Here is a 25964-nt window from a genome sequence, read left to right as displayed (position 1 = left end):
CGATCCGTCAGCCGCGGCTGTGCTTATCCACGGATGAGGTTGCGCAGCACGTACTGCGACGTGCTCCCGCTGCACGGTAGTTCTGCAGGATTTCGAGGACGATGGCGTTCTGAGCAGTGATCCTCGCATCAGATCGCCAAAATGCGCATAGTTTCCGGGCGTGGAGAGCATATCTGGCTGAGTTTTCCTACCGCCAACGCAGCACCTCAACACGCGCGGCACGGTGAGTCAGCGTGCTCCGTTGGCGGTTGCCCCGTGTTCCGCCCGCTGCTATGGCGGCGGGTCCGGGTCCTCGAGTGACCGGGCCCCTGTGCGCCCCTTCATTGCCGATCCCCGACCTCTCGCCAGTAGATGCTTCGGCGCGATCTCCTCGGCCTCTGCAAGGCTGAAGGCATGGCCGACTCCGACGACCCGATCTGCTTCACGCTCGGCATGCTGCGCTTCCTCGGCGACGACGTCGCCAGCACCTTGTCGGAGCGCGGCTGGGCGGTGGCCGACCCGGACGTCGTGCCGCTCGAGTGGTTCTGGCCGCCCACCGCCCCGGTCGGCTACGGCGGTCTTCCCGAGATGGCGAGCGAGACCATGCGGAAGCGGCCGCACCTCTTCGGACCGCGTCACACGCCGTGGACGGCCCCGACCCGGCTCACGAAGACCGGGACGACATGGACGCTCGAGTACGGCAAGGCCATCGCGAAGTCGCCGGACGCCCCGCGCGCATACGCGGACGAGGCCGAGTTGCGAGCGGACCTCGAACGCATCGAGTGCTGGCCGATGCCCGTCGACGAAGCCAAGCGCCTCCGTGCGGAACGGATCGTCGCCGTCACCACCGCGATCGCCCACGACAACCACTACCTCGCGGTCTTCCCCACCGACCCGCCTGCACGTGGTCACCGCCAGCCGAGCGGTCATCGCCCACCACCGTCGGGCACCGGACGGAGCCGGGCAGACCATCCGGGACTCCGGGCACGTCATTGCCCTCGAGCGAGCCGTCCTCACCTCGTTCTCCGACAAGGCACCCTGCCGCACCAAGGTCCGCCGACCTCCGTCGGCCGCGGCCCAGGCGGAAGCCGAAAAGCTTCGCGGCCGACCGCTTCGCTGCGCTGAGCGCTCGTACGGCATATGTCAGCGAGGTGGGGCTGGATGGCAAGTCGCGTGTCCCCATGGAGACGCAACGAGCGACACTCGCCGCGGTGCTGAGGGTGTTGCAGACGTCCCCGCGGATTGCGAGCATCCATAGCTTCGCGGCAACCGATGCCGTACTTGATTGTCTCGCCGAGCGGCCGATCCATGGAGCGGTGTTGCACTGGTGGCTGGGCGATGCGATGCCGACCCGGCGGGCAGTCGACCTCGGCTGCTTCTTCTCGGTTAACACCGCCATGTTGCGGCAGCCCGATCTGGCCTCACGATTGCCGCTCGAACGGGTCCTGCCAGAGACCGACCATCCCTTCGGGGATCGATCTGGCAGCCGCGGCCGGCGGCCAGGAAGAGTGGACGATGTCGAGCAGGCCCTGGCTCGGATTCACCAGCTGACGCCGGAGGAGGTTCGGCGGATCACCTGGCGAAACCTTGGTGAGCTCACCCGCAAAACTCGGTGTGGCATGCTGCTGCCGCGGCAAGCACGGGTGACGCTCGCGGCATCATGAGATTCCCGATTCTCATCCGTTGCTGACAGCCAGCGGGAACGTGATCAGAAGTTCCATGGGGAAGGTCGAGAAGAGCCCGGAGCGGGTGTGCATGGAACTGCCACGATTCGCCTGTTGATGCCGCTCGGAGCCGGCAATTCGGTACGCACTGTCCTGGTGATCGACGGAACGTATCGGCCTTCACCGAACGAGGGCGTCAGCCTGGATCCGAAGGCTTACGCAGTGGGAGAACCTCTGGCGCCAGTGAACCCGCATCGGTGGCGAGTGGAGCGGACGTCGCAGGCAAGGAGCTGACTCCGGCTTTGTGGTGCATGTCGTCGGCCTGTTGGGAAACGATCTCTGGTGATCCGAGAAGCGATCTTCGAATGCCTCTGGAGTGCCTGGTCAGGCGTAATCGTGATCACCTGTTACCGCACCGTCATCCACGCTGTCGCAGCAGCGCTGGAGGCCAACCCCACCAGCGCCTTTCGTTCCCGCCGCAGAATGCGACAACCAGACGTTCGACCGTCTCTACGGCTGCTCACTCGAACCGGCTGAGAGGCTGAAGGCCCTCCACGAATGCCCGGAAGTCTGCCGCGAGCGGCAGTTCTGCGCCGGAGTCGGTGTCGAACCAGGTCATAGACGGCTCCCCCAACTCGCCGCAGGACCGGTAGTCGAGCCCTATCCAGTAGTGGCCGTCACCGGACAGCAGCACGACTGGAGACGGCAGTCCCCACTCTTCCACCAGGTACGGCGTGTCCAGCAGCGACAAGCCGTGCTCGCTGGTGCCGATCCCCATCAACTCGGTGAACGGGATGTGGTCCTCGCTCCATGAGCTTGGCTGGCTGGTCGGAAAGGCGTCCCGGTCGGCCGTCACGCCGCCGCCGTTTTGCACACGCAGAAGGTCGAGCAGTGATTCGGGGAGTCGTAGCCCGAGGACTCGCTCCGCGTCGGCGACGGTTGCTTCGGTCAAGGCGGGCTGGACACCGTAGGTATGTGCGCTCCAGAAGGACGCCTTGATCTCATCAAACTTCATCGGCTCCTCCGTTCGGGCCGTCGTGGCGAATCAGCTGGTCCAGCTCTTCGGCGGAGTCGGCGGCGAGGCGGTAGATGCCCTGGAGGCTCGTTGAACGGATCAGGCGCCCGTCCTCGACGTGCTTGAGCAGTCGCTCGCCCCGGCGGGATGTGTACGTCAGCCGCTCCAGTAGGTCCCCTGGAACGACCGTGTCGAACCTGAGCGGGGCACCTGGCGGCCCGATGAGCACTTCGGTGACACATCCGGTCTTGAGCGGGCGCCAGTCCAGCAACTTCACGTAGTCGTCATCGGGAAGCGCCGAGCCGGCGTTCTCGTAGGGGACGATGCGAGCTACCTCCAGCACCCCCAGCACATGGAGACGGGTGCGGTGGGCTCGCACGGGGTAGATGTGGTCGCCAGGCTGCACCCCTGCGCGCTGGAAGCTCGGCAGCGACTGGTGCGGCCCGCCGAACAGCATCGTCAGCCGCTGACCGGTATAGCCGGACCGCTCAAGCGCTCGGCACAAGTCGTTGGTCCACAACGTCGTATAGGAGTTCGGCACGCCAGCACGGTAGCCGTGTCCGCTGACAAGCACCGCCCCAGACTGATGTCAGTACGTAGTGGCATGCTCGCGTCCATGAACAAGGAGCAGTTCTGGAAGCTGATCGAGAAAGCCCGTGAACACGCACCTGACACCAGGGACGGTTCCGATATCGCCGGCCGTGCCTCCGCGTTGCTTGCTCGCCGCTCAGCCCAAGAGATCACCGCGGCACAGCAGACCCTGTGGGATCTCATGGCCGACTCCTACCGGAACCCGCTGTGGGCCGCCGCCTACGTCGTCAACGGCGGGTGCTCGGACGATGGCTTCGACTACTTCCGCGGCTGGCTGATCGCACAAGGACGCACAACATTTGAGCGCGTCCTCGCAGACCCCGACACCCTTGCTGAACTCCCCGGCGTCCTCACTGCCGTTGCTGAGGGTATCGGCCTCGACTGCGAAGACATGCTGAGCGTCGCCTGAACGCCCACCAGAAGGCCACTGGCCAGGACCTTCCCGCCGACGCCTTCACCATCCGGCACCCGGACCTGGACCCTGCCTGGAACTTCAATTTCGACGACCGTGAAGAGATGACTCGCAGGCTCCCCGCCTTGACCGCCCTGTATTCGTACTGACAGTAGTCGGCAACATCCCGTGATTCCGACAGGGCCCAGCCTGAGCTGACCCACCGTAACCGCTACTCGAGTCCTATCCGGAAGGCCATGATGAGCTGGGACGTGATCCTCCTTCGCCTGCCCGCCGGCGTCACCTCGGTGCAGGAGATCCCCGCCGACTACACCCCGGAGTCGCTCGGCCGACGAGACGACGTACTCGCGGCTGTCATCCAGGCCGTGCCCGATGTTGATCTCTCGGACCCCGCGTGGGGTGAACTTTCCGGCCCCACGTGGTCCATCGAGCTCAACATCGGCTCAGAGGAGCCGGTGGACTCCGTCATGCTCCACATCCGGGGCTCCGGGGACGACGTGCTGACGCCCGTCCTCCGTCTTGCCGACGCTCTGCGGTGCAAGGCGCTCGACTGCGCCGAAGGGGACCTGATCACCCCGGGTCAGACGTCGGGCTGGCACGCTTTCCAGCAGTTCCGCGATCGAGCGACGGGACCCTCTCAGTGATACGTCCCGGTCAAAGCGCCAGCATCCGCCCCATGGACCCCGGAGCCCGATTGGGCCTTCCGCCCGGTCGGATGGTCACGTCCGATGAGGGCGACGGAGATGTACAACCCCTCTGGCTCAGTGACGGACCGGCCACGGCCGAGCTGTGGACGCGGATGCACGCCGAACACACACGCTCCGGCCTGTGGCCGCTGCTGCTCGACTCGCTGGATTCGAGCGACAGCGAATTCCGCCCATGGGGATCCGGGGAGGTCTTCCCCGAGCAGATGTCCTCCCCGGCAAGCCACGACCCTGCCAGCCTCCTCGCACAATGGTGGGCGACCTACACAGCCGTCGACGAAGGCGACGACATGCTCGACACCGACAGGTGCCTTGCCGTCACGGCTCCCTTCGGACAGACCTGGCCCGGCCTCGCGTCCCGGCGGGAGACGGCCTCGCGTCCCGACCATCTGGCCGCCGAGTACGCGCAGGCGTTCCTCGCCGACCGCCCCCAGACACGCCTCGGGCTGGTCACCGCAGCGTCTGGTGCCGAGGCGCTGACGGTCGCGGGCTGGTCCGGGCCCTGCAACTACGACAACGACACCGCGAAGTTCTCCGCGGTCATCCGAGATTGGGAACATCGGTTCGGTGTTCGTGTCGTCGCGGTCGGCTTCTCCACGCTGCACCTCAGCGTTGCCGCGCCACCGGTGGACGAGCACGAGGCTCTCCTGGTCGCGGCCGAGCACTTCGCCTTCTGCCCGGACAACATCTGGCAGGGCAGCAGGCCGTACACACTGGCCGCATACGCCGAGCGGATCAGCGATGCCCACCACTGGGACTTCTGGTGGGACTGATCCGCTCCCCAGAAGACGTTCGACAGGGAAGTGGCCTTCAGGCGTGCGGTGCTGGGCTGTCAGGCGACGGGCAGTCTGTGCCACCAGTGACTGCACCCGCCAGAGCAGAAGCGCTCGCGGCGCCGCGCGTCGGCAATCGAGAGCACCGCGATCAGCAGCCTGAACGCCTTGCGGCGTTCGTCGAGGGGTGTGAGGCAGGCGACCTTCCCCAGTTGTTCGTCGATCCGGCCTCGTGAGATCAGCACTGCGGGCGTATGCGTCGGGCGCAGCCCGGAACGGCGGATGCTCTCTGGCGCGTCCTCGGTGACTGCGCGCGCCTGGACGCAGTGGTGGCGCAGGAACAGCAGCGCATCGGACTGCTCTTCCTGGCCGAGGCCGTCGAACCATTCGATGCCCTCTGATATCGGGCGCATCCCCTGCGCGAGCTCGTTGAGCAGGACGTCACGTTCGTTCATGACTGCCTCCCGTGGGACGGACGCCGCTCCGCAGCGGTGATCAGGATTCCGAGCAGCACCGCCAGATCGGCCGCGCCTTCGGCGTCGTCGGCCCAGCGGGTGGTCTGCAGTGGGTGAATCTGGTCGAGGAGGACGCCTTCCCGTGCCAGGACGAAGGCCAACGCCAGCATGGCCGCGCGCGCGTTGCCGTCCCCGAACGGATGAAAGAAGAGGATGTCCAGGTAGGTCCGGGTAGCGCGTGACGGGAGGGGCAGATCCGGTTGAGCGCTCTCGGACAGACAGCGCTCGAAGCGGGCCCGCGAATCGGGTGCCATGCCGTAGCGCTCCCGTCCGCCCTTCGCGAAGGCCGGCATCGTGCGGAACCCGACGAGGTCGTGGTCCAGCACGGTCCGCTGCCACTTCGTCATGAGGGCGAAGGTCAGTGGTGTGCCCTGCTCAGCGTCGGCGAAGGCCAAGTCGAGAGCGGTCAGGACCCGCGAGGTTCCCTCGCTGTCGCGTCCGCCTCGTATTGTCATGAGGAAATTTCGGAAGCTGTCGGGGGCCGGCGCCTCCGAGACGAGGCGTGCGCCGCACCAGGACGGCCAGGAGATCTCCGTCCGGATGCGCAGCCAGTCGGCAAGGCTGTCCTTCGGCTGGCCGGGTCCGGGAGTCATCTGATTTCGCCCACGCCTCTGGCGAACCGCGAGCTCACCGCGTCGACCACGGGAACGTCAGGTGCGATCCAACTGCCGAACCGGCCGCCGACCGCGTTCTTGACCATCTCCTGGGCCTGGCCCTCGTCGATGTCGTTGTAGGCGAGGAACCATCGGAGGACCTGCATGCAGTGCCCGTACCAGCCGCTCTCGGCCTGGGTGCGGCCGGCCACCACAGTGACCAGGCGGGTGCATGCTCGCTCCCAGTACCAGTGGCCCGCCGAAGTCACCGGGGTGTTCCCCGGCGGAGTCAGGGCCGCAAACCGTTCCGCCAGGTCCTCCAGCCAGCCACGCCATTCCTGAAGGGCCTCAACAACCAGCGGGGCAGTCGTATCTGGGGTCGTCACGGAGTCGGATGAACAGCACCACACCTCGACGACGCCTCCGTCGACGTCACCCTCGCCGACCGACCAGTTCCATCCGCAGGCCCATCGGCCGTACCGGCCCGCCAGGAACTCGGTGACCGGCTCCAATGAACGCCAGCGATCCTCGCGAGCGACTTCAGCGCTGGGCAGGAAGGGCACGACAAGGCCCGCCAACTCCTCCGCCGCATCGTCGTCCATCTCGAACGAATGTCGAGCCGGATCCACATCTGCCCACGTCAGGGCATGCGCCCACAGTTCACTCACCGCCCCACTCTGCCTCGCGCAGCCACCCTGACTCCGCTCCACGTCGGCCCTGCGTTCCCGAGGCTGTCGCCACGGTCTAGCTGCGGCTGACGATCAATCCCGTCGGCCGTCATTGTCGGCGGTCATGTGGTCGTCGGAGCGTTGTCGGTCGTTTCGGGGACGTAGCCGCAAAGCTGCGGCGCGCATTCGGCCTTGTGGTCTCGGCTCCAAAGGGAGGTGTCTCGCTCGATGGAGCGGACACGGTGGACGAGTCGCAACTGGGCCTTGCGGGGCAGAGTCGAGGGCAACGCTGTGAAGGTCTCCGGGCGTACGGCGACCAGGCCGCTGACCTGCTCTCCGTTGCACATCTGCAGCAGCGTGGTGCACTGCCACCAGTCGATCTTGCCGCCGCGACCGTCTGGGGTGCCGGGCCAGTAGTAGTGGGCCGGGTCCGGGAGCAGATAGTGGACGCCGTCGGGGGCAAGATGAGCCCGGAGCCATGCTGCGCTTCCACTCAGGCCGAGCCGGAGCCGTCGGGCCTCGTCGTGCAGGGCACAGATTGCTTCGGTGTCGACGGCCTTGAGAACGTTCGCTACCGGAGGCAGTGGCTGGCGCCCGGCTGGAGCCTTGACCGGCCAGCGCCCGAGTAGAAGGCTGACCCATTGCTGCGGTGTCCTCGGCGACGGGTCCCTGCGGGACGCGGGCAGTGGCGGGGGTGGCGTCCAGCTCAGTCCTGTCTGCTCGATGTGACGCAGCATCCACGCCCGCGCCTCGGGGCCGGCGGTGTTCCAGACCCAGCTCATCGGTCGTTCGGCCATCGCCTGATCGAAGCGCCCGGGGGACTTGCCCCGACGGGACGGCTTCCTGGGGCGTGGCCGCGCGACGCCCGGAAGATTGTGGCTCAAGTTGGCCAGGAATCTGATGCGTTCCAGAGCCTCGTCAGGGGAGTTGTCCTGCGCCGCGTGCTGCGCGCCTCCGGCCAGATGACGGATCTCGGTGAACGCCCTGGCCGCGAGAAGCGCGGCTACGTCCCGGTCGATCTCGGCCTCCTGGCTCCTCATGCCGATCCGTCCTTACTGCCGCCCTCAGGGCGGCTTGTGCGGGCCTGGGTATGCGACAAGGCAATGCGACGGCGTGCGATATCGACATCGATGATCTTCACAGTGAGGGCGTCACCGACCTCGATGTCGTTCCCGGACGATTCATCCAGCTCGCTGGTGTGTACCAGCCCCCAGAAGCCGTCCTCTCGGTCTTCGATGCGGACGAAGAGGCCGAACGGGACGATCTTGGTGACCGGTCCGGTGACCACCTGCCCGATTCGCTGTGCGACCTGCGGCCACGGGTCTTCCTGCACTGCTCGGAGCGACAGCGGCACCCGCTCCCGGACCATGTCGACGTCGAGAACCTCGGCCGTGATCTTTTGGCCGACGCTCACGACGTCGGACGGCTGGTTGAAGGGACGCCAGGACAGCTCCGGAATATTGATCATCGCGGTGAAGCCGCCGATGTCCACGAAGGTGACGCCGAAGCTGGCGATGGTCGTCACCGTGCCGGTGACGACCTGGCCGCGCCGCAGGGTCTTCAGGAAGGCCCAGTCCCGGTCGCTGGGCGTTGGTTCGGTCTGCCAGCGTGCGCGGAGAACGCTGTCCCTGTCGGGCAGTACAGCGGTGAACAGCGGGAGACCTTCACCGGCATACATGGATACGACGCCGGCAGCACGCGCGCTGGCCAGCTGGGAGATCACTGCCTCGAACTGGGTCTCGTCCGCGACCGTGCTGGTGATCTGCTCGTCCTGGTTCTCCCAGATGATCTCCACCAAGCCTTCGTCGGGTAGAGCGGCCATGGCCACGTCGACGTCGGTGAGCAGGTCCGGCCAGACCGCCAGCTGGGAGCGCGGGGTCAGCCGGGAGCGCACGGTCTCGATGTTGTCGCGGGTGAGGCGGTGCCAGCGGGAGGCGTTCGCGGCGTAGGTCTCCTCCAGGAACGTGGCGCGGTGGCCGCTGATCGTCCAGTGCAGGCGGTCCCAGAAGTCGGCGTCGGCCGGGCGCTGTACGTGCTGTGGGTCATCGGGGGCGAAGTCGTACGGCGATGCGTGCACGCGTGCCGGGAAGAGTCCGAGCGAGCGGGTGCGGGCCAGCGCCGCTTCGCAAGGGCGGCTGCTGCCGATGTAGAGGTACTGGTCCCAGCCGACGTGCACGGCGAATGCTCCCTCCGCCTCCAGACGGCACCAGGCGCCGTTGTCGCGGAGCATGGCCCGGACGAGTTCCAGGCCGGCGGCGATCGGTACCAGGGCACCGTCGTGGAACCCGGTGAGGCCGGCTGGGAAGAGGTCGGCCAGGCCGTAGCCGTCGACCGGTGGCGCCAAGCCGAAGTCGGCGAAGCCGCCGATCTGCGGCTCGCGGATAGCCAACTGTTCGACATCGGCTTCTTCGGCGAAGGCGGCGATGGCCTGCAAGTATGCGGTTTCGACCGGTCCGTGGTCACTGGTCGCAGGCTCGACGCCGGCGTAGTGGCCGTGCTGATCGCGGTCGGCAGGGTCGTACTTGGTGACCTGGTAGACGTATGGCAGCACGTCACTGCCCGCCGGAGGTTGAAGGCGCTGCTGCTGGGGGCCTAGTGGCGTTCAAGGACGCGGTACACCGTGGCGCGGCTGACGGAGAAGAGCTCGGCGAGGTCGGCGATGGTGTGCTCGTCGGACTGGTGCTGCTGGACCGGGTGACGGCGAGGTCGCCACCGGGCAACGAGATGAAACTCCATCCTCGTGGTTCTGTGACCTGCCAGGCTTCGAACGATGCGTCGGCCGAACATGTCAGATGCGTGCCACTGTCGAACACCATCCGCAGGACGCCGGACTTGAACGCAACCGCGGACAGAACCTTCGCCCCGAATAGTGGAAGAGCCAAAGCCACGTCCTGGGACTCCGGCGTCAGTGGCAGATCAGGACTGGTGTGGAGTGACCCGGTCGAGAGCCGAGCTGGTGTTTCCAGCACGACTTCCCACCCTGCATCCAGGACGAGGGTCAGCCGGAAGTCGATGCTGATCCTGACGACACTCAGGCCTCGGAGGTTCAGGACCCACCGGTCCTCGTGCTCGACCGGCTCCACTTCAGTACTCATCACGACACCATGGTCCACTTCGTCGCAGGCACCAAGGGATTTTGCTCCTCCTCGGCATCACCCTCTGCTGAGGTGTCGATGCTCACTGCCGCTGGACGTTCCGCAGAAGCCAGCTTCGCTGAGAACGCGAGGAGAGGCGTTCGCAGCCATCCTGGCAAACCGGCAGCTCAGGGCAAGACCAACGGACAACTGCAGTGCGCCGGGACACGAGAGGCCGCCCCATCAGTGGGAAACGATCTTCGGCTGACTGGGAAGCGATCTTCAACCGTTGCTGTCCCGCCTGGTCAGAGACACTCGTGAACACCCCACAGAAGAACCCCGCGCCTGGTACCAGGTGCGGGGTCTTCGTCGTCGTAGGATGCGCAGCTCCGCTCCGGGAACAGATCGCGTGCGATCACGGTCGCAGGCGGCGCCTTCCGCACCGTCGAGCGCGAGCGCCCCGCCCCCCTGCGCGAGATACAGGGGCAGGGCGCTCGTTCACGTCAGGTCAAGAACCGACAAGTTGGCGAAGCACGTACTGCATGATGCCGCCGTTGCGGTAGTAGTCCGCCTCGCCGGGGGTGTCGATGCGGACGACCGCGTCGAACTCCACGCCGGTGTCGGTGGTGACCTTGACCGTGCGCGGCGTGGTGCCGTTGTTGAGCTCGGTGACGCCGGTGATGGAGAAGGTCTCCTCGCCGGTCAGGCCGAGGGACTCGGCCGAGGTGCCCTCCGGGAACTGCAGCGGCAGCACGCCCATGCCGATGAGGTTCGAGCGGTGGATGCGCTCGTAGGACTCGGCGACGACGGCCTTGACGCCGAGCAGCGCGGTGCCCTTGGCGGCCCAGTCACGGGACGAGCCGGAGCCGTACTCCTTGCCCGCCAGGATGACCAGCGGGACGCCGGCGGCCTGGTAGTTCTGCGAGGCGTCGTAGATGAACGACACCGGCGCATCCGCCTGGGTGAAGTCGCGGGTGTAGCCGCCCTCGGTGCCCGGCGCGATCTGGTTGCGCAGGCGGATGTTGGCGAACGTACCGCGGATCATGACCTCGTGATTGCCTCGGCGGGAGCCGTAGCTGTTGAAGTCGCGGCGCTCGACGCCGTGCTCCGTGAGGTACTTGCCGGCCGGGGTGTCGGCCTTGATGGCACCGGCCGGGGAGATGTGGTCGGTGGTGACCGAGTCGCCGAGCTTGGCGAGCACGCGAGCGCCGGCGATGTCGGAGACCGGGGTGGTCTCCATCGTCATGCCCTCGAAGTAAGGGGGCTTGCGCACGTAGGTGGACTGCGGGTCCCACTCGAAGGTGTTGCCGGTCGGGATCGGCAGCGCCTGCCACTGGGCGTCGCCCGCGAAGACGTCGGAGTAGGACTTGGAGAACATGTCCTCGCCGATGGCGTTGGCGACGACGTCGTTGACCTCGGCCTCGGTCGGCCAGATGTCGGTCAGGAAGACCGGCTTGCCGTCCTGGTCGGTGCCCAGCGCGTCCTTGGTGATGTCCACCTTCATGGAGCCCGCGAGCGCGTACGCGACGACCAGCGGCGGGGAGGCGAGGTAGTTCATCTTGACGTCGGGGTTGATCCGGCCCTCGAAGTTGCGGTTGCCGGACAGCACCGAGGTGACCGCGAGGTCGTGCTCGTTGACGGCCTTGGAGACCTCCTCCGGCAGCGGGCCGGAGTTGCCGATGCAGGTGGTGCAGCCGTAACCGACCAGGTTGAAGCCGACCTTGTCGAGGTAGGGGGTCAGCCCCGCCTTGTCGAAGTAGTCGGTGACGACCTTGGAGCCCGGCGCGAGGGTGGTCTTGACCCACGGCTTGCGGGTCAGGCCCCTCTCGACCGCCTTCTTGGCCACCAGCGCGGCGGCGACCATGACGTACGGGTTCGAGGTGTTGGTGCAGGAGGTGATCGCGGCGACGGTGACGGCGCCGTGGTCGATCTCGTAGGTCGACCCGTCGGGGGCCGTGACCAGGGTCGGGCGGGTCGGGACGCCGTTGTGCTCGGCCGGGGCGTCGGAGGCCGGGAAGGACTCCTTGCCCGCCTCGTCGTCGTCCTCGACGTAGTTGCGCACGTCCTGCGCGAACTGCTGGGCGGCGTTGGCCAGGACGATGCGGTCCTGCGGGCGCTTCGGGCCGGCGATGGAGGGGACGACCGTGGAGAGGTCGAGCTCCAGCTTCTCGGAGAAGTCCGGCTCGGCGGCCGGGTCGAGCCAGAGGCCCTGCTCCTTGGCGTACGCCTCGACGAGCGCGACCTGCTGCTCGGAGCGGCCGGTGAGCTTGAGGTAGTTCAGCGTCTCGCCGTCGATGGGGAAGATCGCGGCGGTGGAGCCGAATTCCGGCGACATGTTGCCGATGGTGGCGCGGTTGGCGAGGCTCGTCGCCGCCACGCCCTCGCCGTAGAACTCGACGAACTTGCCGACGACGCCGTGCTTGCGCAGCATCTCGGTGATCGTGAGGACCAGGTCGGTGGCGGTGGTGCCGGGCTGGAGTTCACCGGTCAGCTTGAAGCCGACGACGCGCGGGATGAGCATGGAGACCGGCTGGCCGAGCATGGCGGCCTCGGCCTCGATGCCACCGACGCCCCAGCCGAGCACACCGAGGCCGTTGACCATGGTGGTGTGGGAGTCGGTGCCGACGAGGGTGTCGGGGTACGCCTGGCCACCGCGCACCATGACGGTGCGGGCCAGGTGCTCGATGTTCACCTGGTGGACGATGCCGGTGCCGGGCGGGACGACCTTGAACTCGTCGAAGGCGGTCTGGCCCCAGCGCAGGAACTGGTAGCGCTCCTTGTTGCGGCCGTACTCCAGCTCGACGTTCTGCCCGAAGGCGTCCGCGGTGCCGAACTTGTCGGCGATGACGGAGTGGTCGATGACCAGCTCGGCCGGGGCGAGCGGGTTGATCTTCGCCGGGTCGCCGCCGAGCTCCTTGACGGCCTCGCGCATGGTGGCGAGGTCGACGACACAGGGAACACCCGTGAAGTCCTGCATGATCACGCGGGCCGGCGTGAACTGGATCTCCTGGCTGGGCTGGGCCTGGGAGTCCCAGTTGCCGAGCGCTCGGATGTGGTCGGCGGTGATGTTCGCGCCGTCCTCGGTGCGGAGCAGGTTCTCCAGGAGGACCTTGAGGCTGTAGGGGAGGCGCGCGGAGCCCTCGACCTTGTCCAGCCTGAAGATCTCGTACGACTCGTCGCCCACGCGCAGCGTGCTGCGGGCGTCGAAGCTGTTCGCCGACACGACAGTCTCCTTCATCAATGTGCGCGTACTACCTCAATGCTGCCGCCACGGCTCCTCGCCGATCCGCTAAGGTAAGGCTTAGTTAGGTAACCCTTACCGAATGGCGGCTTGCGGTACGCCTTCGGCAGATATCTCGATGTCGAGATAACTCTAGTACATGGCCGCGGCCCGGTCATGCCCGGACGCCCATTGACCGCTGTCATCCAATCGAGGCGTTCGACAGCGAACCCAGTCGTTTCGGCTTTCTTGCCGGCGAACCTAGTCGTACGAGATGACGCGCTGGGGGTGCTGGGTGGCCGTACCGGTCGGGGTGGATCTTGCAGAGCCGTGCGTCGGCTCGTGGCGACCATGGAGGAGACCTTGCCCCTGCACAACCACCCGCCGGGGAGCCTGGTCAAGCTGTCACCCGATGACCGGGTCTCTGTCGGGCCGGTTGGCCCGGCTGCCCGTCCAGCTCGCACCGCGACTCGGTGAGGAACCCGACTCGTTCATCCGGCGTCTCGCCCGCGCCAACCACCGCAAGCCCACCTATCTGCACGGACATCTCCGCGGGCCGCCGTTCTGGTTCGGCAAACCCCTCCTGGACCGGCTCGCCGACGCCGCCGGGCGGTCTCCCGAAGTGCTTGAGCGCGCGCTCGCTGACGCAAACTCGCCCTGAAGACGCGCCAAGCCCAACCCCCGCTACCCAGGCAATGAACTGTTCCCGCGCCGTGGTGAACCCTCCTGCCTCATCTCCGATGACGCCCGCGACGGGACCATGACCGTCCGTGCGCTGGCCGAGCGTTACGAGGTCCCGCAGCGGACAGTCCGGCTGCTGCGGGACACCGCACGACCCGCTGATCGTGATGTGAAGTTCCGCAACGACCCGGTCATGGTCCCCGTCATACGGCTGGTCGACGACATGCTCGCCCGGGGGCTCGCGGCAGAGCCATCTGGGCGGAATTGATGGACGAGCACGACTACTCCGTCTCCTACTCGTCCCTGCTCTACTACGTCCACCGCGGCCGTCACATGAAGCGCTACCCCCAGCAATGAGGAACCGGCGAAAGCGAGCCCACCCTCGTCCGGACCTTGTTCCAAGCGCTGCCGCGAGAAAGCCCGCAGACGCCGCGCGCAGGACCATAAGAGCCAGGCGGGCTAGCAGTGATAGCCATCAGGACACTCAGCGAGCAGTACACCGAAGACCCAGAAGAAGAGGACCGGCACGCTGGACACCGCTCCCATGATGGCGAAGCGCCGGCGCGCCTGCCGTCGACGCCCGATGAGCGCCACCACGAACCCCACGGCAGGCGCGACCACCGCACTACCCAGAGCAGCCAGCCCGAATATCCTGCCGAACTCCTCCCGCACCTCCGGAAACCCCATCGCGAGAACGATCACAGGAGTCAGCAAGATGAAGGGAGCAGCCACCCACCAACACGACAACCCCGTGATCACCCAGTCCACCCCGGAAGGCATGCGGCGATCAGGCGGCACATCGCCGGAACGCGGGTCCGGACCGACACTGAGAGATGACATGCCCAAACCATAGGCAGTCCCTGCGGCCCAGCAGCACTTTTCGGCGGAGGTTGCGGTCGGGGTCTTTGACACTCAACTTGATCCGCCGAGGTCACGCGGCACCTCAGCGACTGACTTCGCTGTCAAAGGACAGCCCATGCCGCCCCATGGAAGCGCCGGCGACGTCGACCGCCGGCGCCCGCCCCCGGCGGCGGGCTCGCAGGCCACTGGCGGCACGCGCGATTCGGCCACCCCGGGACAGCGCCCGGCGAGCCGCTTACCCGATGCCCTGACCACCCATCAGGGCAGCCGTGCGGCGGCAGCGCGATTGCGGCGGATGCCGGGCACCCGCCCCACGAAGCGGGCCGCACGGGCTATATGCGACCAAAGAGGGCAAAATATCTCGCTGTACGCACCTACCGGCGAACGGCCGTCCCCCGGGGCGACATCACCCGGACGGCCCATGCCCGCGCGATCACATCTCATATGTGAGATAGCCTCCAGCCATGGCAGACGACTACCTCGTACGCATCGGCAAGCTCATCCGTGACGCCCGCCAGCATCGTGGCTGGACACAGAGTCAGCTCGCCGAAGCGCTCGGCACCAGCCAGAGTGCGGTCAACCGGATCGAGCGCGGCAATCAGAACATCAGCCTTGAGATGATTGCGCGCATCGGTGAGGCACTCGACAGCGAAATCGTCTCGCTGGGCTACGCGGGACCCATGCATCTGCGGGTGGTCGGCGGGCGCCGGCTCTCCGGATCCATCGACGTCAAGACGAGCAAGAACGCGTGCGTGGCGCTGCTGTGCGGCGCGCTGCTCAACAAGGGCCGTACGGTGCTGCGGCGCGTGGCCCGCATCGAAGAGGTCTACCGCCTGCTCGAAGTGCTCAACTCCATCGGTGTGCGCACCCGTTGGATCAACGAGGGCATGGACCTGGAGATCGTCCCGCCGGCCGGTCTCGACATGGACTCGATGGATGCCGATGCCGCACGCCGCACACGTTCGATCATCATGTTCCTCGGCCCGCTGCTGCACCGGATGGACACCTTCCGCCTGCCGTACGCCGGTGGCTGCGATCTCGGGACGCGGACCATCGAGCCGCACATGATCGCCCTGCGCCGCTTCGGCCTGGACATCACGGCGACCGAGGGCATCTACCACGCACAGGTGGACCGTTCGACCTCGCCGGACCGGCCGATCGTCCTGACCGAGCGCGGCGACACGGTGACCGAGAACGCGCTGCTGGCCGCCGCCCGCCATGACGGGGTGACCGTCATCCGCAACGCCTCCTCCAACTACATGGTCCAGGACCTGTGCTTCTTCCTGGAGGCGCTGGGCGTCAAGGTCGAGGGCGTCGGCACCACGACGCTGACCGTGCACGGTGTGCCGAACATCGACGTGGACGTCGACTACTGCCCCTCCGAGGACCCGGTCGAGGCGATGAGCCTGATCGCCGCCGCCGTGGTGACCGAGTCGGAACTGACGATCCGCCGGGTGCCGATCGAGTTCCTCGAGATCGAGCTGGCGGTCCTGGAGGAGATGGGCCTCGACCACGACCGCTCGGGCGAGTACGCGGCGGACAACGGCCGCACCCGTCTGGTGGACCTGACCGTGCGGCCGTCCAAGCTGGAGGCGCCGATCGACAAGATCCACCCGATGCCGTTCCCCGGGCTGAACATCGACAACGTGCCGTTCTTCGCGGCGATCGCGGCCGTGGCGCAGGGCCAGACGCTGATCCACGACTGGGTCTACGACAACCGCGCCATCTACCTGACGGATCTCAACCGCCTGGGCGGCCGACTGCAACTGCTCGACCCGCACCGGGTGCTGGTCGAGGGCCCGACCCGCTGGCGCGCCGCGGAGATGATGTGCCCGCCGGCGCTGCGGCCGGCAGTGGTGGTCCTCCTCGCGATGATGGCGGCCGAGGGCACGTCGGTGCTGCGCAACGTGTACGTGATCAACCGCGGCTACGAGGAACTCGCGGAGCGCCTGAACACGGTGGGGGCGCAGATCGAGATCTTCCGGGACATCTGAACGGCGAATGCCGCCGCACCCCCTTTGACCTGCGCAGCAGCGGGTCAGGAAGGGGTGCGGCGGCATCCGTGGACTTCTCTGGGACTCCGGGCGTGATCCGGGCCCCTACGGGCGCTGCCGGAGTCGACCCCCGTCCGGCCCGAGGCTAGCCGGCGGACCGACCGTGCTGGAGCGGCACGGGTTGCGTGCACGGGGGGCCTCGACGGCGGCGTGAAGAACGCTGGACAGCGTCGCCCAGACGAGGCGGATCGAGGTCGGGCTGAGGTCCTACTCCAGCCGCTTCTTCCAGTGGCGCAGCACCTGCGTGCCGATGCCGTTCAGCGGCTGCGCACCGAGGTGCGAAACGATGGGCCGGCGCAGCCTCTGCTCGATGCGCGCGATGGTGGACGGGTCGCCGCTCTGCATGGGCCACCAGTGCGCCTCGATGTACTCCTTGAGGGAGATGGCACCGTCACGCGGATCGACGAACTCGCCTCGGCGAGCGTCCGTTCGAGCCTGGGCAAGCCAGGTCTTGGCGTCCTTGAGCGTGTCGAACGAGCGGTCCTTGACTCCGGGGATGCCCCCGCCGCGGTAGCGCGTGCACTTGCCGTGCATGGCCGTGCGCTCGCGCTTGCCGGTCTTGGGATTTGGGCGCTTCTTCAGCCATCGGTCTTCTGTGAGGGAGGTCATGGAGGGCATCGCGCCGGATTTCCAGCCGCTGTCCCTGAGTTCCTGTCACTCGGTACCGGCACGGAGGTGCTGTCGCCGGCGCCCGGTTGCCGCGTCCATCCTCAACACCGCCCACTGCTCCGGCGCTGGCCGCGGCGTCTATCGATCGCTCAACGCCTGATGCGAGCGTCTCCACCCGTGACAGGAGTGACCAGTCGGGCCGGGCCCCAGGAACCTGGTAAGCAGCACGATCAGGCCAGTGCTGCGGGCCGTACGCGAGTGCGCGGGCAGGAAGTTCGTTGCCCTGGCCGCAGACGTGGACATAAGCTCGCCCCCGTCAGGCCAGGATTCGAACACGTTACCGATACAAGGGCGCCCAACCGGCTGTCCCGCCCCTGGCGACTGTCCGGCAGGGGGCGCATTGCCATGGCCTGGTTGTTCACACGCCAGCACGAAATCCGAGGGGAAAACCGTGCAGTTAAGAACCATTGCCCGCTCCCAAGCGGCCCGTAAAGCCGCCGGAGCTGCAACCGTCGGTCTCCTAGCGACCGCCTACGCCTCTCCCGCCGCCGGGCAGGAGACCGTCAAGTCCCCTGCCACCGTCAATGCCGCTTCGAAGAGCGATCCGAAGGACCCTGCCGCTTCCATAGCCACCGTCGCGGGGGTGCCCATCTCTCCCACAGCGACCAGCACCACGCGCACGATCGCCGCATCTGACCCTCAGGCAGTCCAGGCCACATCCAACCTGTGCGGATCCGGCTACTACCTCCAGTACGCCGAGCAGCTTCCCGACGAGCGGCGGTGGGGAACCCTGTTCACCTACCAGAGGAACGTAGCACCCTTCAACAGTTGCGCGATCTTCGACAACAACCTCGGCACCACGAAGTACATGAAACTCAAGCTGTGTCCGAACGACCTCAGCAAGCCGTGCAGCGTGGATGAGGGCAACTTCAGCCAGTACGCGGCCCGGTCCGTGTAACCGATGGTCTGTGCGCGAAGGTCACCGCGATCATGAAGAACTCCAAGACCTCCACCACCGCGCTCATCAACCGTCAGTTCCACGTCCCTCCGTGCAACTGACAGGGAACGGACGTCACATGATGAGCCGTACTGCTGCGCGCCCGCCCCTCTCGCGCCGCGCTTCTTTCGCTGTGAGCGCGGCCGCTGTGGCGGTCGGCGTTCTGTGTACTGCCTGCGCGGGGCCACAGGCCGACGCGTCGGCCTCTGCCCCGAAGACGCCGTCCGTGCGGGTCTCTCCGAGCCCGGCAGCCACTGCCCCGGCATCGCCCGGCACCAGCTCTGCCCCTGCCCCGAAGTGGACGGACGAGGTGAGCAGGGAACGGGCCGCCGCCGCGGCGAGCGGGGATCCGGTCACGCCCTCGACGAGGCCCGGAGGCAGTGTGTCGGGAAGTGAAGACTTCGGACCGACCGTCGCGACCCGGGGGGATGTGAGCGTCTTCTCTCCGGTCAGGGAGGGAGATGCGCTGAGGGTGCCGCTGAAGATAACGAACACCGGCAGCGGGCGGGCCGTCTACCGGGTAGAGGTGCGTGTCACCGGTCCCAGCGGGTTCGACGCGAAGGTTTCCATGGAAACCGGAACCGTTGGTGTCTATCCGGGCGGGTCGTGGCCGACGGAGTTGACCTTCACCGACCCCGGCAAGCCGGTTCCCGACCATCCGCGTGTCTCGATCGTGAAGAGCACGCGCGAAGTCCTCCGTGGCTGACCCCCACACCCCATAGACCACCAAGGCCGGAGCACGCGCCCGTATGCATGCTCCGGCCCTGGCCCCCGCTTACCTTCCCGGCACAGACAGGTGAGCCCGCTCCTCCCTAGGGCGCTGCGAACGGGATGGCCAGGCCCAAGGGTTCCGACAAGGACTGTCCCTCGGCGATCCCGGGCAGCAAGCGCAAGGAGATCGCCGGCAGCGCCGACGACCGGGTTCTGACCACGTCCGGGGACGTCACCGCTGCTCCGACGTGGACTGCTACCGCGTGTACCACAACTCCGGTTTCGGTGGCCCGTCCCAGTACTTCCGCGACCGCGACCCGTACAAGAACTGCAACCACACTGACCTGATCTCCGCACCGAAGAACAGCAACGCCTCGCAGCACTTCGCGAAAGGAAAAACGTGACGTCCCCGCGGAAAGCACTCGCCCTCGCCGTACTGACCTCGGTCGGTTTGCTGTCTGCCTGCACGGCCACTCCCGCTGCGGACAACGCAGCTGAAAACCGCCCGATCGTCGACAAGAGCAACTGGCCAGAAGCTGTTCCTGAGCGGGGCCTGACCAAGGGACTGACTCTTCCGCTGGAGTTCTACATGGTCTCCTACGCCGACTACGTCGCCATCGAGGAAGCCACCACCACGCTTCAGCAGCAGTGCATGGCAGATTACGGCTTCCAGGGCATCGTCTTCCCCCAGCCCGGCGCGAACCCGCCGCCCAGCGACAACGACGCCAACATCGAACGTCGCTACGGCATCACCGACCGCACGATGGCCGAGAAGTACGGCTACGGACTGCCCGAAGAGTTGACCCGCCACACGGACCAGAAGATGCCCGACCTGACCGGTGTGCAGTTCGAGGTCCTGACCGGACACACCAAGCCGGAGATGCCTAAGCCACCCAAGGGTGCGAAGGACGGCTCCTACCTCGGCGCGCCGACGACGAAGCCTGCACGGGCCGAGCACAACGGCAAGAAGCTCCATGTGGGCGGCTGCATCGGCTGGAGCAAGAAGAAGGTCGCCCTCCACGAGGAAGACACGGTCGTGGTCAGCAATCTCTCCGGAGAGAGCCTGACCGCCTCGATGACGTCCGCTCCCGTCCAGGCGGTGATCAAGGACTGGGCCGCGTGCATGAAGACCAAGGGCCACACGCTCGCCAACCCGTACAAGGCCATGGACCAGGGCGTCAGCGAGGCTGACCCCCAGAAGTCCATCACTCTGGCTCTGCACGATCTCGCCTGCAAGGAGAAAACCAAGCTGATTCAGGTCTGGTTCGACGAGGAGTCGACCATCCAGAAGCAGGCGATCAAGGACCACAGCACGGAGCTGAAGGCGGTCAAATCGCGCCACGCCCTCACCATGACCGCAGCGCGCAGTTACGGCTGAAGTACCCCGACAAAGGAAGCACTTGACATCTCCCCCAGTTCAAGCAGGGGGATTCTTCCCTCGCAGGACGACGCTTCTGCTTCACGGCCGGTTGCCGACCCGAAGTAACGGGTCTTCGAACTTGAGGGGGGGCGGTGGCGACCTGACGGTCGGTCACCGCGCCTAAGAAATCTGGGATGCGGCCCCGACGCAAGGAGTCCGCAGGCCTTCGTGATCATGGTTGTTCTACAGGCAACAGATCACGAAAATCGGCGGGCTCGAGCATTGACGATTTCGGGATCAGCGAGGCTGCGACACCACTGCTGGGGCGGAGGGGGTGGGTGTGATGCAGGTCAAGAACGACGGGGTGGGCGGTGCGGTGGTGTGCGTGGTCACGACCGAGGACTCCACCCGGGCATGCCCGTCCTGCGGGGTCTTCGTCACCCGGCTGAAGGACTGCCAAACGACCCGGCCCACGCACCTGTCCTGCGGAGGACGCCCGGTGAGCATCTGGTGGGACAAGGCACGCTGGCACTGCACCGAACCGGCTTGTAGGCGAGCCAGTTGTGTGACGGCATCGAGACGTACCTGACCACCGGGATCTCCAACGCCGCCTCCGAAGGCAACAACCGCGTCATCAAGATCGAAGCCCGTAACGCCTTCGGCTTCAGGAGCCGAGCCAACCAGCGCCTGCGCCCACGCTGTGCCACCACTTGGCGAAGCCGACGGGAGGCACATCCCCGCTGAATTCGAAGACCCGAATCAACGGGGGGTGTGCCGCCCATCGGTCTTACATCAGCTCCATAGACCTGACTTCCCGCCAGCCCAGCGGTAGGCCCGGCCGGCTTGGTTTTCGCCGACCGGGCCCGCTGACCGTACATGCTCTTTGCCGCTGGTTGGGACTGGGATCCGCCCTGACGGCGAATCCCAACTCCTTGTCCTGCTCCGCAGGAGCCTCGTTCCTCCCCCGGCTGAAGCCGGGGGTATCCCGAGAGGACCCGATGAGACATCAACTTCTGTGGCGGGCGGTGACGATCACCGCATGCACAGCCATGCTGGCAACGGGATCGGTCACTCAGAGCCTGGCCGAACCCACACCCTCCCAAGACGCGGCCAGCGGCTGGAGCAGCCCTGAGCCGAAGAAGGTCACGCCGAAGCCGTCCGTGATCCCGGAGAAGGAGCGGAACGCCCTCCTCGGCGGCAACTACAAGACATCGCCGGACGTCGTGGTCACCACGACAGGAGACGGCACCGGCTTCCACATCATCACCGCAGCCGAGCGTGACGGCTACCAGATGAAGACAGCTGCCACCCTCTTAGAAGGCGGCTTCGCCTCCGACACCTGGATAGGCAACACCTGTACTACCCAGTCGGGAAAGTACGCGGCCGTCGCCTACGCCCCGCGCATGTTCACCAACAAACCCGAGCTGATGGTGCGCGGCGCGTTCGCCGCGATCGTCAATCTGGAATCGGGCGACATCACCAAGCTGCCGTTCCAGACATCACTGGCGTACTTCTCCCCCGGCTGTGGCACAGGCGACCAGGTCGTCTTCACCCAGCTCTCCCACGACGGTGATGAGAAGCAGCAGACCCGGCTGATCACCGTGAACGCGGCCACTGGAAAGCAGACAGGCAAGGACACCTACCCCGGCCAGGTCACCTCCGCCATCCCCACAAAGGACGGCATCGTCGCCGCTCACGGGGCGAAGGTGGTCCGCATCAACGGGAAGAAGGAGAAGGTCCTCGCGCACGCCATCACCGTCCCGTTCCAGATCACGACTGACGCCGACGGCGGTGTCACCTTCATCGACCGGCAGATGGACAAGGACGCCGGCAAGACGCCGACGAGCTGGGCGAAGCACCTCGGCGCGGAGAAGGTGAAGGCCGGTGCGAAGAGCAAGCCGGTCGCGGTGGCGTCGGGCAGGCTCCACGCGTGGGACCTGACGAGCACCGCACGCGGTGAGGTGTTCATCACCGGCAGCGCCGCCTCTCGGGGCACGCTTCCCCCGCGGGTCAGGAACCCCGGCCATCTGGCCAAGGACGCTTCGATGTCCACCCACGGGCACACTGCCCTGTCCACCACCTGGGCGGACGGCAAGACCACGCTGATCAACCCCAAGGACGCCTCCAAACCGCGTTCGGCACGCACCACGCTGCGTGTGCTGGCCACGGGCAGGGAAACCGCGCTGGATCTGACACCGGGCGCACACCTCACGGGATCGGCGGAGACCGCAGCCCAGGGAACGGCCAAGTCCCCGGCGCTGCCGGACGCGGGGCCGGTCGAATCCGGCCCCACTAAGGGCGATGAGGACGGTGTGTCCACGCAGACAATGCGCACGCAGCTCATCGCCGGCACGGTGGACAATCCGAGCGAGGGCACGGGCGAGCGGTACTGCGCGACGCCCCGTAACGATGTGAAGAAGCAGGCGTTCCAGCCCACCCCGCGTCAGGTCGAGTGGGCGGTGGACCAGGCGGTCGTCGGAGAGCTGAACTTCTACCGCTCTCCGAACTGGAAGAACACCGGTACCGGCGGCTATCAGCCACAGGGGCTGTTCCCGCCGACGGTTCTGGCGGGTGACCCCAACGGGACGCTCGACAACGAAGACCCCGACGTCACCGACCGCTGGCACATTCCCTCGCAGGTGATGCTCGGCATCACCGCGCAGGAATCCAACATGTGGCAGGCCACACGGTTCGCCGTACCCGGTGTCACCGCGAACTCCCTGATCGGGAACTACTACGGCGTCGACTACGCCGCCTCCGGCGAACAACTCGATCCGTGGCGGATCAACTGGGCGGACGCCGACTGCGGCTACGGCATCACGCAGGCCACTGACGGCATGCGGCTGGCGGGGAAGACGAAGCCGGGTGAGACCGCTCTGTCTCCGCTGGCTCAGGACGCTGTCGCTCTGGACTACACCGCGAACATCGCGGCCGGGGTGCGGATCCTCTCCGAGAAGTGGAACCAGACCTACAACGCCGGGATGACCGTCAATGGTGGTCATCCGAAGTGGATCGAAAGCTGGTTCTTCGCCCTGTGGGCCTACAACTCCGGCTTCTACGCCACCGCTGACTCCGCCGGACACAGTGGCGTGGGCTGGACGAACAACCCGGCCAACCCGCTGTGGAAAGCCAACCGTGTCCCGTTCCTGGAGTCCGCCTCCGACCCGTCGAAGGACGACTACAGCCACGCCGCACGCCCGCAGGAATGGCCGTACCAGGAGAAGGTCATCGGCTGGGCGGCACGCCCGATCTCGGCGATGTTCGCCCCCGGCGACTTCCGGCCCGGATACCTGGCCTCCTGGTGGAACTCCGTCTATGACCGGTCCAACGCCAAGCCGCCGGTCGACCTGTTCTGCTCGGAGGTGAACTTCTGCGATCCCTCCAAGATCGCTGACAATGACTCCAATGATCCCGGCCTCGGCGCGTGCATGATCGATAGCGACGAGAGCAACCCGCACTGGCTGCACTGCTGGTGGGACCAGCCAGTGGAGTGGAAGAACTGCGATATCGACGCCTCGTGCGGCTATCAGGTTCACCGGTTCAACACCAGCTACCCAGAGCAGCCGGACGCCAACTCCTACCCGCCGAACTGCACGGCCACAGGTCTGCCGTCCAACGCGCTGATCGTCGATGACCTGCCGAACGGCTCCGTCCCCGCAGGGTCGGATTCACGAGGGTGCGGGGCGGTGACATCAAAGGGCACCTTCAACTTCAGCTTCGTCCCCTGGGACACCCAGATGGACCTCACCAACGACGGAATGGACAACCCCACCACCGTCACCACCTACCCCGGCAAGATCGACACCCACCAGATCGGCGCGGGCTACGGCAACCACTTCTGGTTCACCCACGCCCGTTCGCCCGAGTCCTACCCGGGCAACGCCAGCCGGATGAAAGTCGCCGGCACCTGGACGCTCGGTCAGAAGATCACCACACACAACGGGCAGGCGAGGGTCTTCGCGCACATCCCCGACCACGGGGCGCAGACCGGTGCGGCCACTTACAAGATCACCACAGTTGATGGGGTGCGGGAATCGACGATCTCGCAGAAGGCCAACCAGTCCAACAAGTGGGTCGATCTGGGTGCCTACTTCTTCGGAGAAGTCACACCGCAGGTCACCCTGGACAACTTCAACGGCGAAAGCGGAACTCCCGACGTTGCCTTCGACGCCATCGCGTTCGCCCCGGGCGAGTGGAACGGCATGAAGATGGGGACGTTCCCGAACCCGGACCCCAACGCTCCGGAACCGGCTGCGGTGGAGCCGCCGGCCACCGTCGAGGGAAACTTCTTCCCTCTCAGCGCGGCATCAAGCAGCGCCACCATGCAGACAGCAGCGGCAACAACGGCCACGTCCCTGTCATCGTGCTCGGTCACCGAAATCTCCGTAACCTACGACCGTGACAACGTCTGCGTCCACGACAAGATTACCTTCGGGCACTTCAAGAACAACGTCATGGATGGGACTGCGACATTCGACTACCGCAACACGATCACCACTGATCCCAAGAGCGGCACGTTCACTCAGATCAGCCACGTCAAGCTTGACTCGATGACCGGAGTGACGACCAGCTTCGATTTCGACATCGACTACGCCTGTCGCGGATACTGCTCCGTCGTCAGCTCGACCTGGGCCGGGTCCGACAAGTGGATTAAGGGCGACACGCACACGGCGACCATCGACACCACGATGAAGTGGACGCCGAGCGGTACCGGCATCAGCGACGGAATCACCCCGCACTGGACGTTCGGAGGCACCATCAACGGTGCAAGGATCACGACCCCGGCCAAGGTCGAAAAGAGTGAACTGACGATCCGCTGCGACAACATTGTTGTCAACGCGGGAGCCGGCTGCGTGTTCTCCTGGTACAAGCCGACGTACGTCATGAACTCCAAGATGTATCCCGGCGCGGCGTCCCACATCCGCCTGATGTGGGACAAGACGAAGATCACCTGGGGCAACCGTAACGGCGGAAAGCCACTGAAGTACCTGGGGAAGAAGACCGTCATCGGCGGCACCAAGCTCCAGAGCACGCGGAACCGGGAGATCATCTGCAAGAACTCGTGGACGACGTATCCGGGAACCGGCCTCTACACTGACCTGTGGGGGACGACAGACCAAAAGTCGTGCGACGAGTTCTCCTTCGCCGCCAGCTACCAGAGCGGGGGCACGCCTACCGCCAATGGTGGCACCAACCCGGTGACGAAGAACGGCAGCGAGTGCGTCCAGACCTACATCAAGCGCAACGCGGACAACACCTCGTCCATCCATCTGCGGCCGGACTATCCGCAGCCAACCTGGAGAGAGCCCTGCGGCCGGTCCAGCATGTCGAACTGGCAGAACACCCAGTCCATGCGGCCCTTCGGTGACTTCATCAAGAACCAGCGCCTGCTCCAGGATGACGAGTACTGGGTCGATCTCGACGGATTCACCCTGCCGTAACCTGTAACAACCAAGAGGGCCACCAGGATTCTGGTGGCCCTC

Annotated in this window: 26 protein-coding genes and 1 pseudogene; 15 read left to right on the top strand and 12 right to left on the bottom strand. The window is 66.3% G+C overall.

What is annotated here, in order from left to right:
- Window positions 1-393: 393 nt before the first annotated feature.
- Together J7E88_RS35450 and J7E88_RS35445 are read left to right on the top strand one after the other, a co-directional pair.
- Window positions 394-1104 (top strand): hypothetical protein, encoded by a 711-nt coding sequence (locus J7E88_RS35450; protein ID WP_251021998.1) that lies wholly within the window; start codon window positions 394-396, stop codon window positions 1102-1104.
- Window positions 1101-1643, top strand: coding sequence for a TatD family hydrolase (locus tag J7E88_RS35445; protein ID WP_285427500.1), 543 nt, complete (start codon window positions 1101-1103; stop codon window positions 1641-1643). Before J7E88_RS35450 ends, J7E88_RS35445 begins: the two co-directional genes overlap by 4 nt.
- Before the next feature lie 520 nt (window positions 1644-2163).
- On the opposite strand, the gene J7E88_RS01660 is transcribed toward J7E88_RS35445, so the two are convergent.
- Complete coding sequence (locus tag J7E88_RS01660; protein WP_215176426.1) at window positions 2164-2658, bottom strand: SMI1/KNR4 family protein; 495 nt, start codon at window positions 2656-2658, stop codon at window positions 2164-2166.
- Window positions 2648-3199: a hypothetical protein gene (locus tag J7E88_RS01655; protein WP_308307229.1), complete on the bottom strand. Its 552-nt coding sequence runs from the start codon at window positions 3197-3199 to the stop codon at window positions 2648-2650. The genes J7E88_RS01660 and J7E88_RS01655 overlap by 11 nt, the downstream gene beginning before the upstream one ends.
- A gap of 75 nt (window positions 3200-3274) precedes the next feature.
- On the opposite strand from J7E88_RS01655, the gene J7E88_RS01650 reads away from it, so the two are divergent.
- The 3 genes from J7E88_RS01650 (at window position 3275) to J7E88_RS01640 (ending at window position 5138) form a co-directional block, all read left to right on the top strand.
- Window positions 3275-3658 carry a DUF4240 domain-containing protein gene (locus J7E88_RS01650; protein WP_308307228.1) on the top strand — a complete coding sequence of 128 codons (384 nt, stop codon included), beginning with the start codon at window positions 3275-3277 and terminating at the stop codon, window positions 3656-3658.
- Between the two features lie 239 nt (window positions 3659-3897).
- Entirely contained in the window at window positions 3898-4305 is a 408-nt protein-coding gene (locus J7E88_RS01645; protein WP_251021996.1) for a hypothetical protein, read from the top strand.
- Window positions 4306-4376: 71 nt separating this feature from the next.
- The gene (locus J7E88_RS01640) at window positions 4377-5138 is read left to right on the top strand and encodes a DUF4253 domain-containing protein (protein ID WP_215176425.1); all 762 of its coding nucleotides are present in this window, start codon (window positions 4377-4379) and stop codon (window positions 5136-5138) included.
- A gap of 59 nt (window positions 5139-5197) precedes the next feature.
- Here J7E88_RS01640 and J7E88_RS01635 read toward each other — a convergent pair whose 3' ends face one another.
- The 8 genes and pseudogenes from J7E88_RS01635 to acnA form a co-directional block, all read right to left on the bottom strand.
- Window positions 5198-5593 carry a DUF5958 family protein gene (locus J7E88_RS01635; RefSeq protein WP_215176424.1) on the bottom strand — a complete coding sequence of 132 codons (396 nt, stop codon included), beginning with the start codon at window positions 5591-5593 and terminating at the stop codon, window positions 5198-5200.
- On the bottom strand, window positions 5590-6246 hold the full coding sequence (locus J7E88_RS01630; RefSeq protein ID WP_251021995.1) for a Fic family protein: 657 nt from the start codon (window positions 6244-6246) through the stop codon (window positions 5590-5592). Before J7E88_RS01630 ends, J7E88_RS01635 begins: the two co-directional genes overlap by 4 nt.
- Entirely contained in the window at window positions 6243-6848 is a 606-nt protein-coding gene (locus tag J7E88_RS01625; protein ID WP_251021994.1) for a hypothetical protein, read from the bottom strand. The genes J7E88_RS01630 and J7E88_RS01625 overlap by 4 nt, the downstream gene beginning before the upstream one ends.
- Window positions 6849-7036: 188 nt before the next feature.
- Entirely contained in the window at window positions 7037-7954 is a 918-nt protein-coding gene (locus J7E88_RS01620) for a hypothetical protein (RefSeq protein WP_215176423.1), read from the bottom strand.
- Entirely contained in the window at window positions 7951-9465 is a 1515-nt protein-coding gene (locus J7E88_RS01615; RefSeq protein WP_215176422.1) for a S1 RNA-binding domain-containing protein, read from the bottom strand. The genes J7E88_RS01620 and J7E88_RS01615 overlap by 4 nt, the downstream gene beginning before the upstream one ends.
- A 41-nt stretch (window positions 9466-9506) precedes the next feature.
- Window positions 9507-9650 (bottom strand): helix-turn-helix domain-containing protein, encoded by a 144-nt coding sequence (locus J7E88_RS01610; protein ID WP_251021993.1) that lies wholly within the window; start codon window positions 9648-9650, stop codon window positions 9507-9509.
- Between the two features lie 14 nt (window positions 9651-9664).
- Window positions 9665-10009: pseudogene (locus tag J7E88_RS37265) on the bottom strand (DUF6188 family protein); the annotation flags it as partial.
- Window positions 10010-10496: 487 nt separating this feature from the next.
- The gene (gene acnA / locus J7E88_RS01605; protein WP_215176420.1) at window positions 10497-13226 is read right to left on the bottom strand and encodes an aconitate hydratase AcnA; all 2730 of its coding nucleotides are present in this window, start codon (window positions 13224-13226) and stop codon (window positions 10497-10499) included.
- Between the two features lie 394 nt (window positions 13227-13620).
- Between acnA and J7E88_RS01600 the strand changes: the two genes are divergently transcribed.
- Together J7E88_RS01600 and J7E88_RS01595 are read left to right on the top strand one after the other, a co-directional pair.
- Window positions 13621-13869 carry a hypothetical protein gene (locus J7E88_RS01600; protein WP_215176419.1) on the top strand — a complete coding sequence of 83 codons (249 nt, stop codon included), beginning with the start codon at window positions 13621-13623 and terminating at the stop codon, window positions 13867-13869.
- 99 nt (window positions 13870-13968) lie between these two features.
- Complete coding sequence (locus J7E88_RS01595; protein ID WP_215176413.1) at window positions 13969-14157, top strand: hypothetical protein; 189 nt, start codon at window positions 13969-13971, stop codon at window positions 14155-14157.
- Between the two features lie 191 nt (window positions 14158-14348).
- Here J7E88_RS01595 and J7E88_RS01590 read toward each other — a convergent pair whose 3' ends face one another.
- Window positions 14349-14729 (bottom strand): hypothetical protein, encoded by a 381-nt coding sequence (locus tag J7E88_RS01590; protein WP_251021992.1) that lies wholly within the window; start codon window positions 14727-14729, stop codon window positions 14349-14351.
- A gap of 485 nt (window positions 14730-15214) precedes the next feature.
- Here J7E88_RS01590 and J7E88_RS01585 point away from each other — a divergent pair, with 485 nt between their 5' ends.
- The gene (locus J7E88_RS01585) at window positions 15215-16744 is read left to right on the top strand and encodes a UDP-N-acetylglucosamine 1-carboxyvinyltransferase (RefSeq protein WP_215176411.1); all 1530 of its coding nucleotides are present in this window, start codon (window positions 15215-15217) and stop codon (window positions 16742-16744) included.
- Between the two features lie 267 nt (window positions 16745-17011).
- Here J7E88_RS01585 and J7E88_RS01580 read toward each other — a convergent pair whose 3' ends face one another.
- The gene (locus tag J7E88_RS01580; protein WP_251021991.1) at window positions 17012-17413 is read right to left on the bottom strand and encodes a hypothetical protein; all 402 of its coding nucleotides are present in this window, start codon (window positions 17411-17413) and stop codon (window positions 17012-17014) included.
- A gap of 451 nt (window positions 17414-17864) precedes the next feature.
- Here J7E88_RS01580 and J7E88_RS01575 point away from each other — a divergent pair, with 451 nt between their 5' ends.
- The 7 genes from J7E88_RS01575 to J7E88_RS01545 all read left to right on the top strand — a co-directional run bounded on the left by J7E88_RS01575 (window position 17865) and on the right by J7E88_RS01545 (window position 25922).
- Window positions 17865-18371: a hypothetical protein gene (locus tag J7E88_RS01575; protein ID WP_215176409.1), complete on the top strand. Its 507-nt coding sequence runs from the start codon at window positions 17865-17867 to the stop codon at window positions 18369-18371.
- 349 nt (window positions 18372-18720) lie between these two features.
- Window positions 18721-19116, top strand: coding sequence for a hypothetical protein (locus J7E88_RS01570; protein WP_215176408.1), 396 nt, complete (start codon window positions 18721-18723; stop codon window positions 19114-19116).
- A 268-nt stretch (window positions 19117-19384) separates the two neighbouring features.
- On the top strand, window positions 19385-19525 hold the full coding sequence (locus tag J7E88_RS01565) for a hypothetical protein (protein WP_215176407.1): 141 nt from the start codon (window positions 19385-19387) through the stop codon (window positions 19523-19525).
- The gene (locus J7E88_RS01560; protein ID WP_308307227.1) at window positions 19522-20499 is read left to right on the top strand and encodes a hypothetical protein; all 978 of its coding nucleotides are present in this window, start codon (window positions 19522-19524) and stop codon (window positions 20497-20499) included. Before J7E88_RS01565 ends, J7E88_RS01560 begins: the two co-directional genes overlap by 4 nt.
- A gap of 325 nt (window positions 20500-20824) precedes the next feature.
- The gene (locus J7E88_RS37260) at window positions 20825-21070 is read left to right on the top strand and encodes a transposase family protein (RefSeq protein ID WP_215176406.1); all 246 of its coding nucleotides are present in this window, start codon (window positions 20825-20827) and stop codon (window positions 21068-21070) included.
- Window positions 21043-21225, top strand: a complete 183-nt coding sequence (locus J7E88_RS01550; RefSeq protein ID WP_215176405.1) for a transposase — start codon at window positions 21043-21045, stop codon at window positions 21223-21225. The genes J7E88_RS37260 and J7E88_RS01550 overlap by 28 nt, the downstream gene beginning before the upstream one ends.
- A gap of 254 nt (window positions 21226-21479) precedes the next feature.
- Complete coding sequence (locus J7E88_RS01545; RefSeq protein WP_251021990.1) at window positions 21480-25922, top strand: hypothetical protein; 4443 nt, start codon at window positions 21480-21482, stop codon at window positions 25920-25922.
- The last annotated feature ends 42 nt before the right edge of the window (window positions 25923-25964 follow it).

Source organism: Streptomyces sp. ISL-10, assembly GCF_018614575.1.
In the GTDB taxonomy this organism is placed as follows: domain Bacteria; phylum Actinomycetota; class Actinomycetes; order Streptomycetales; family Streptomycetaceae; genus Streptomyces.
The sequence above is the reverse complement of the archived record's forward strand: the minus strand, read 5'-3'. Positions and strand labels throughout refer to the sequence as shown.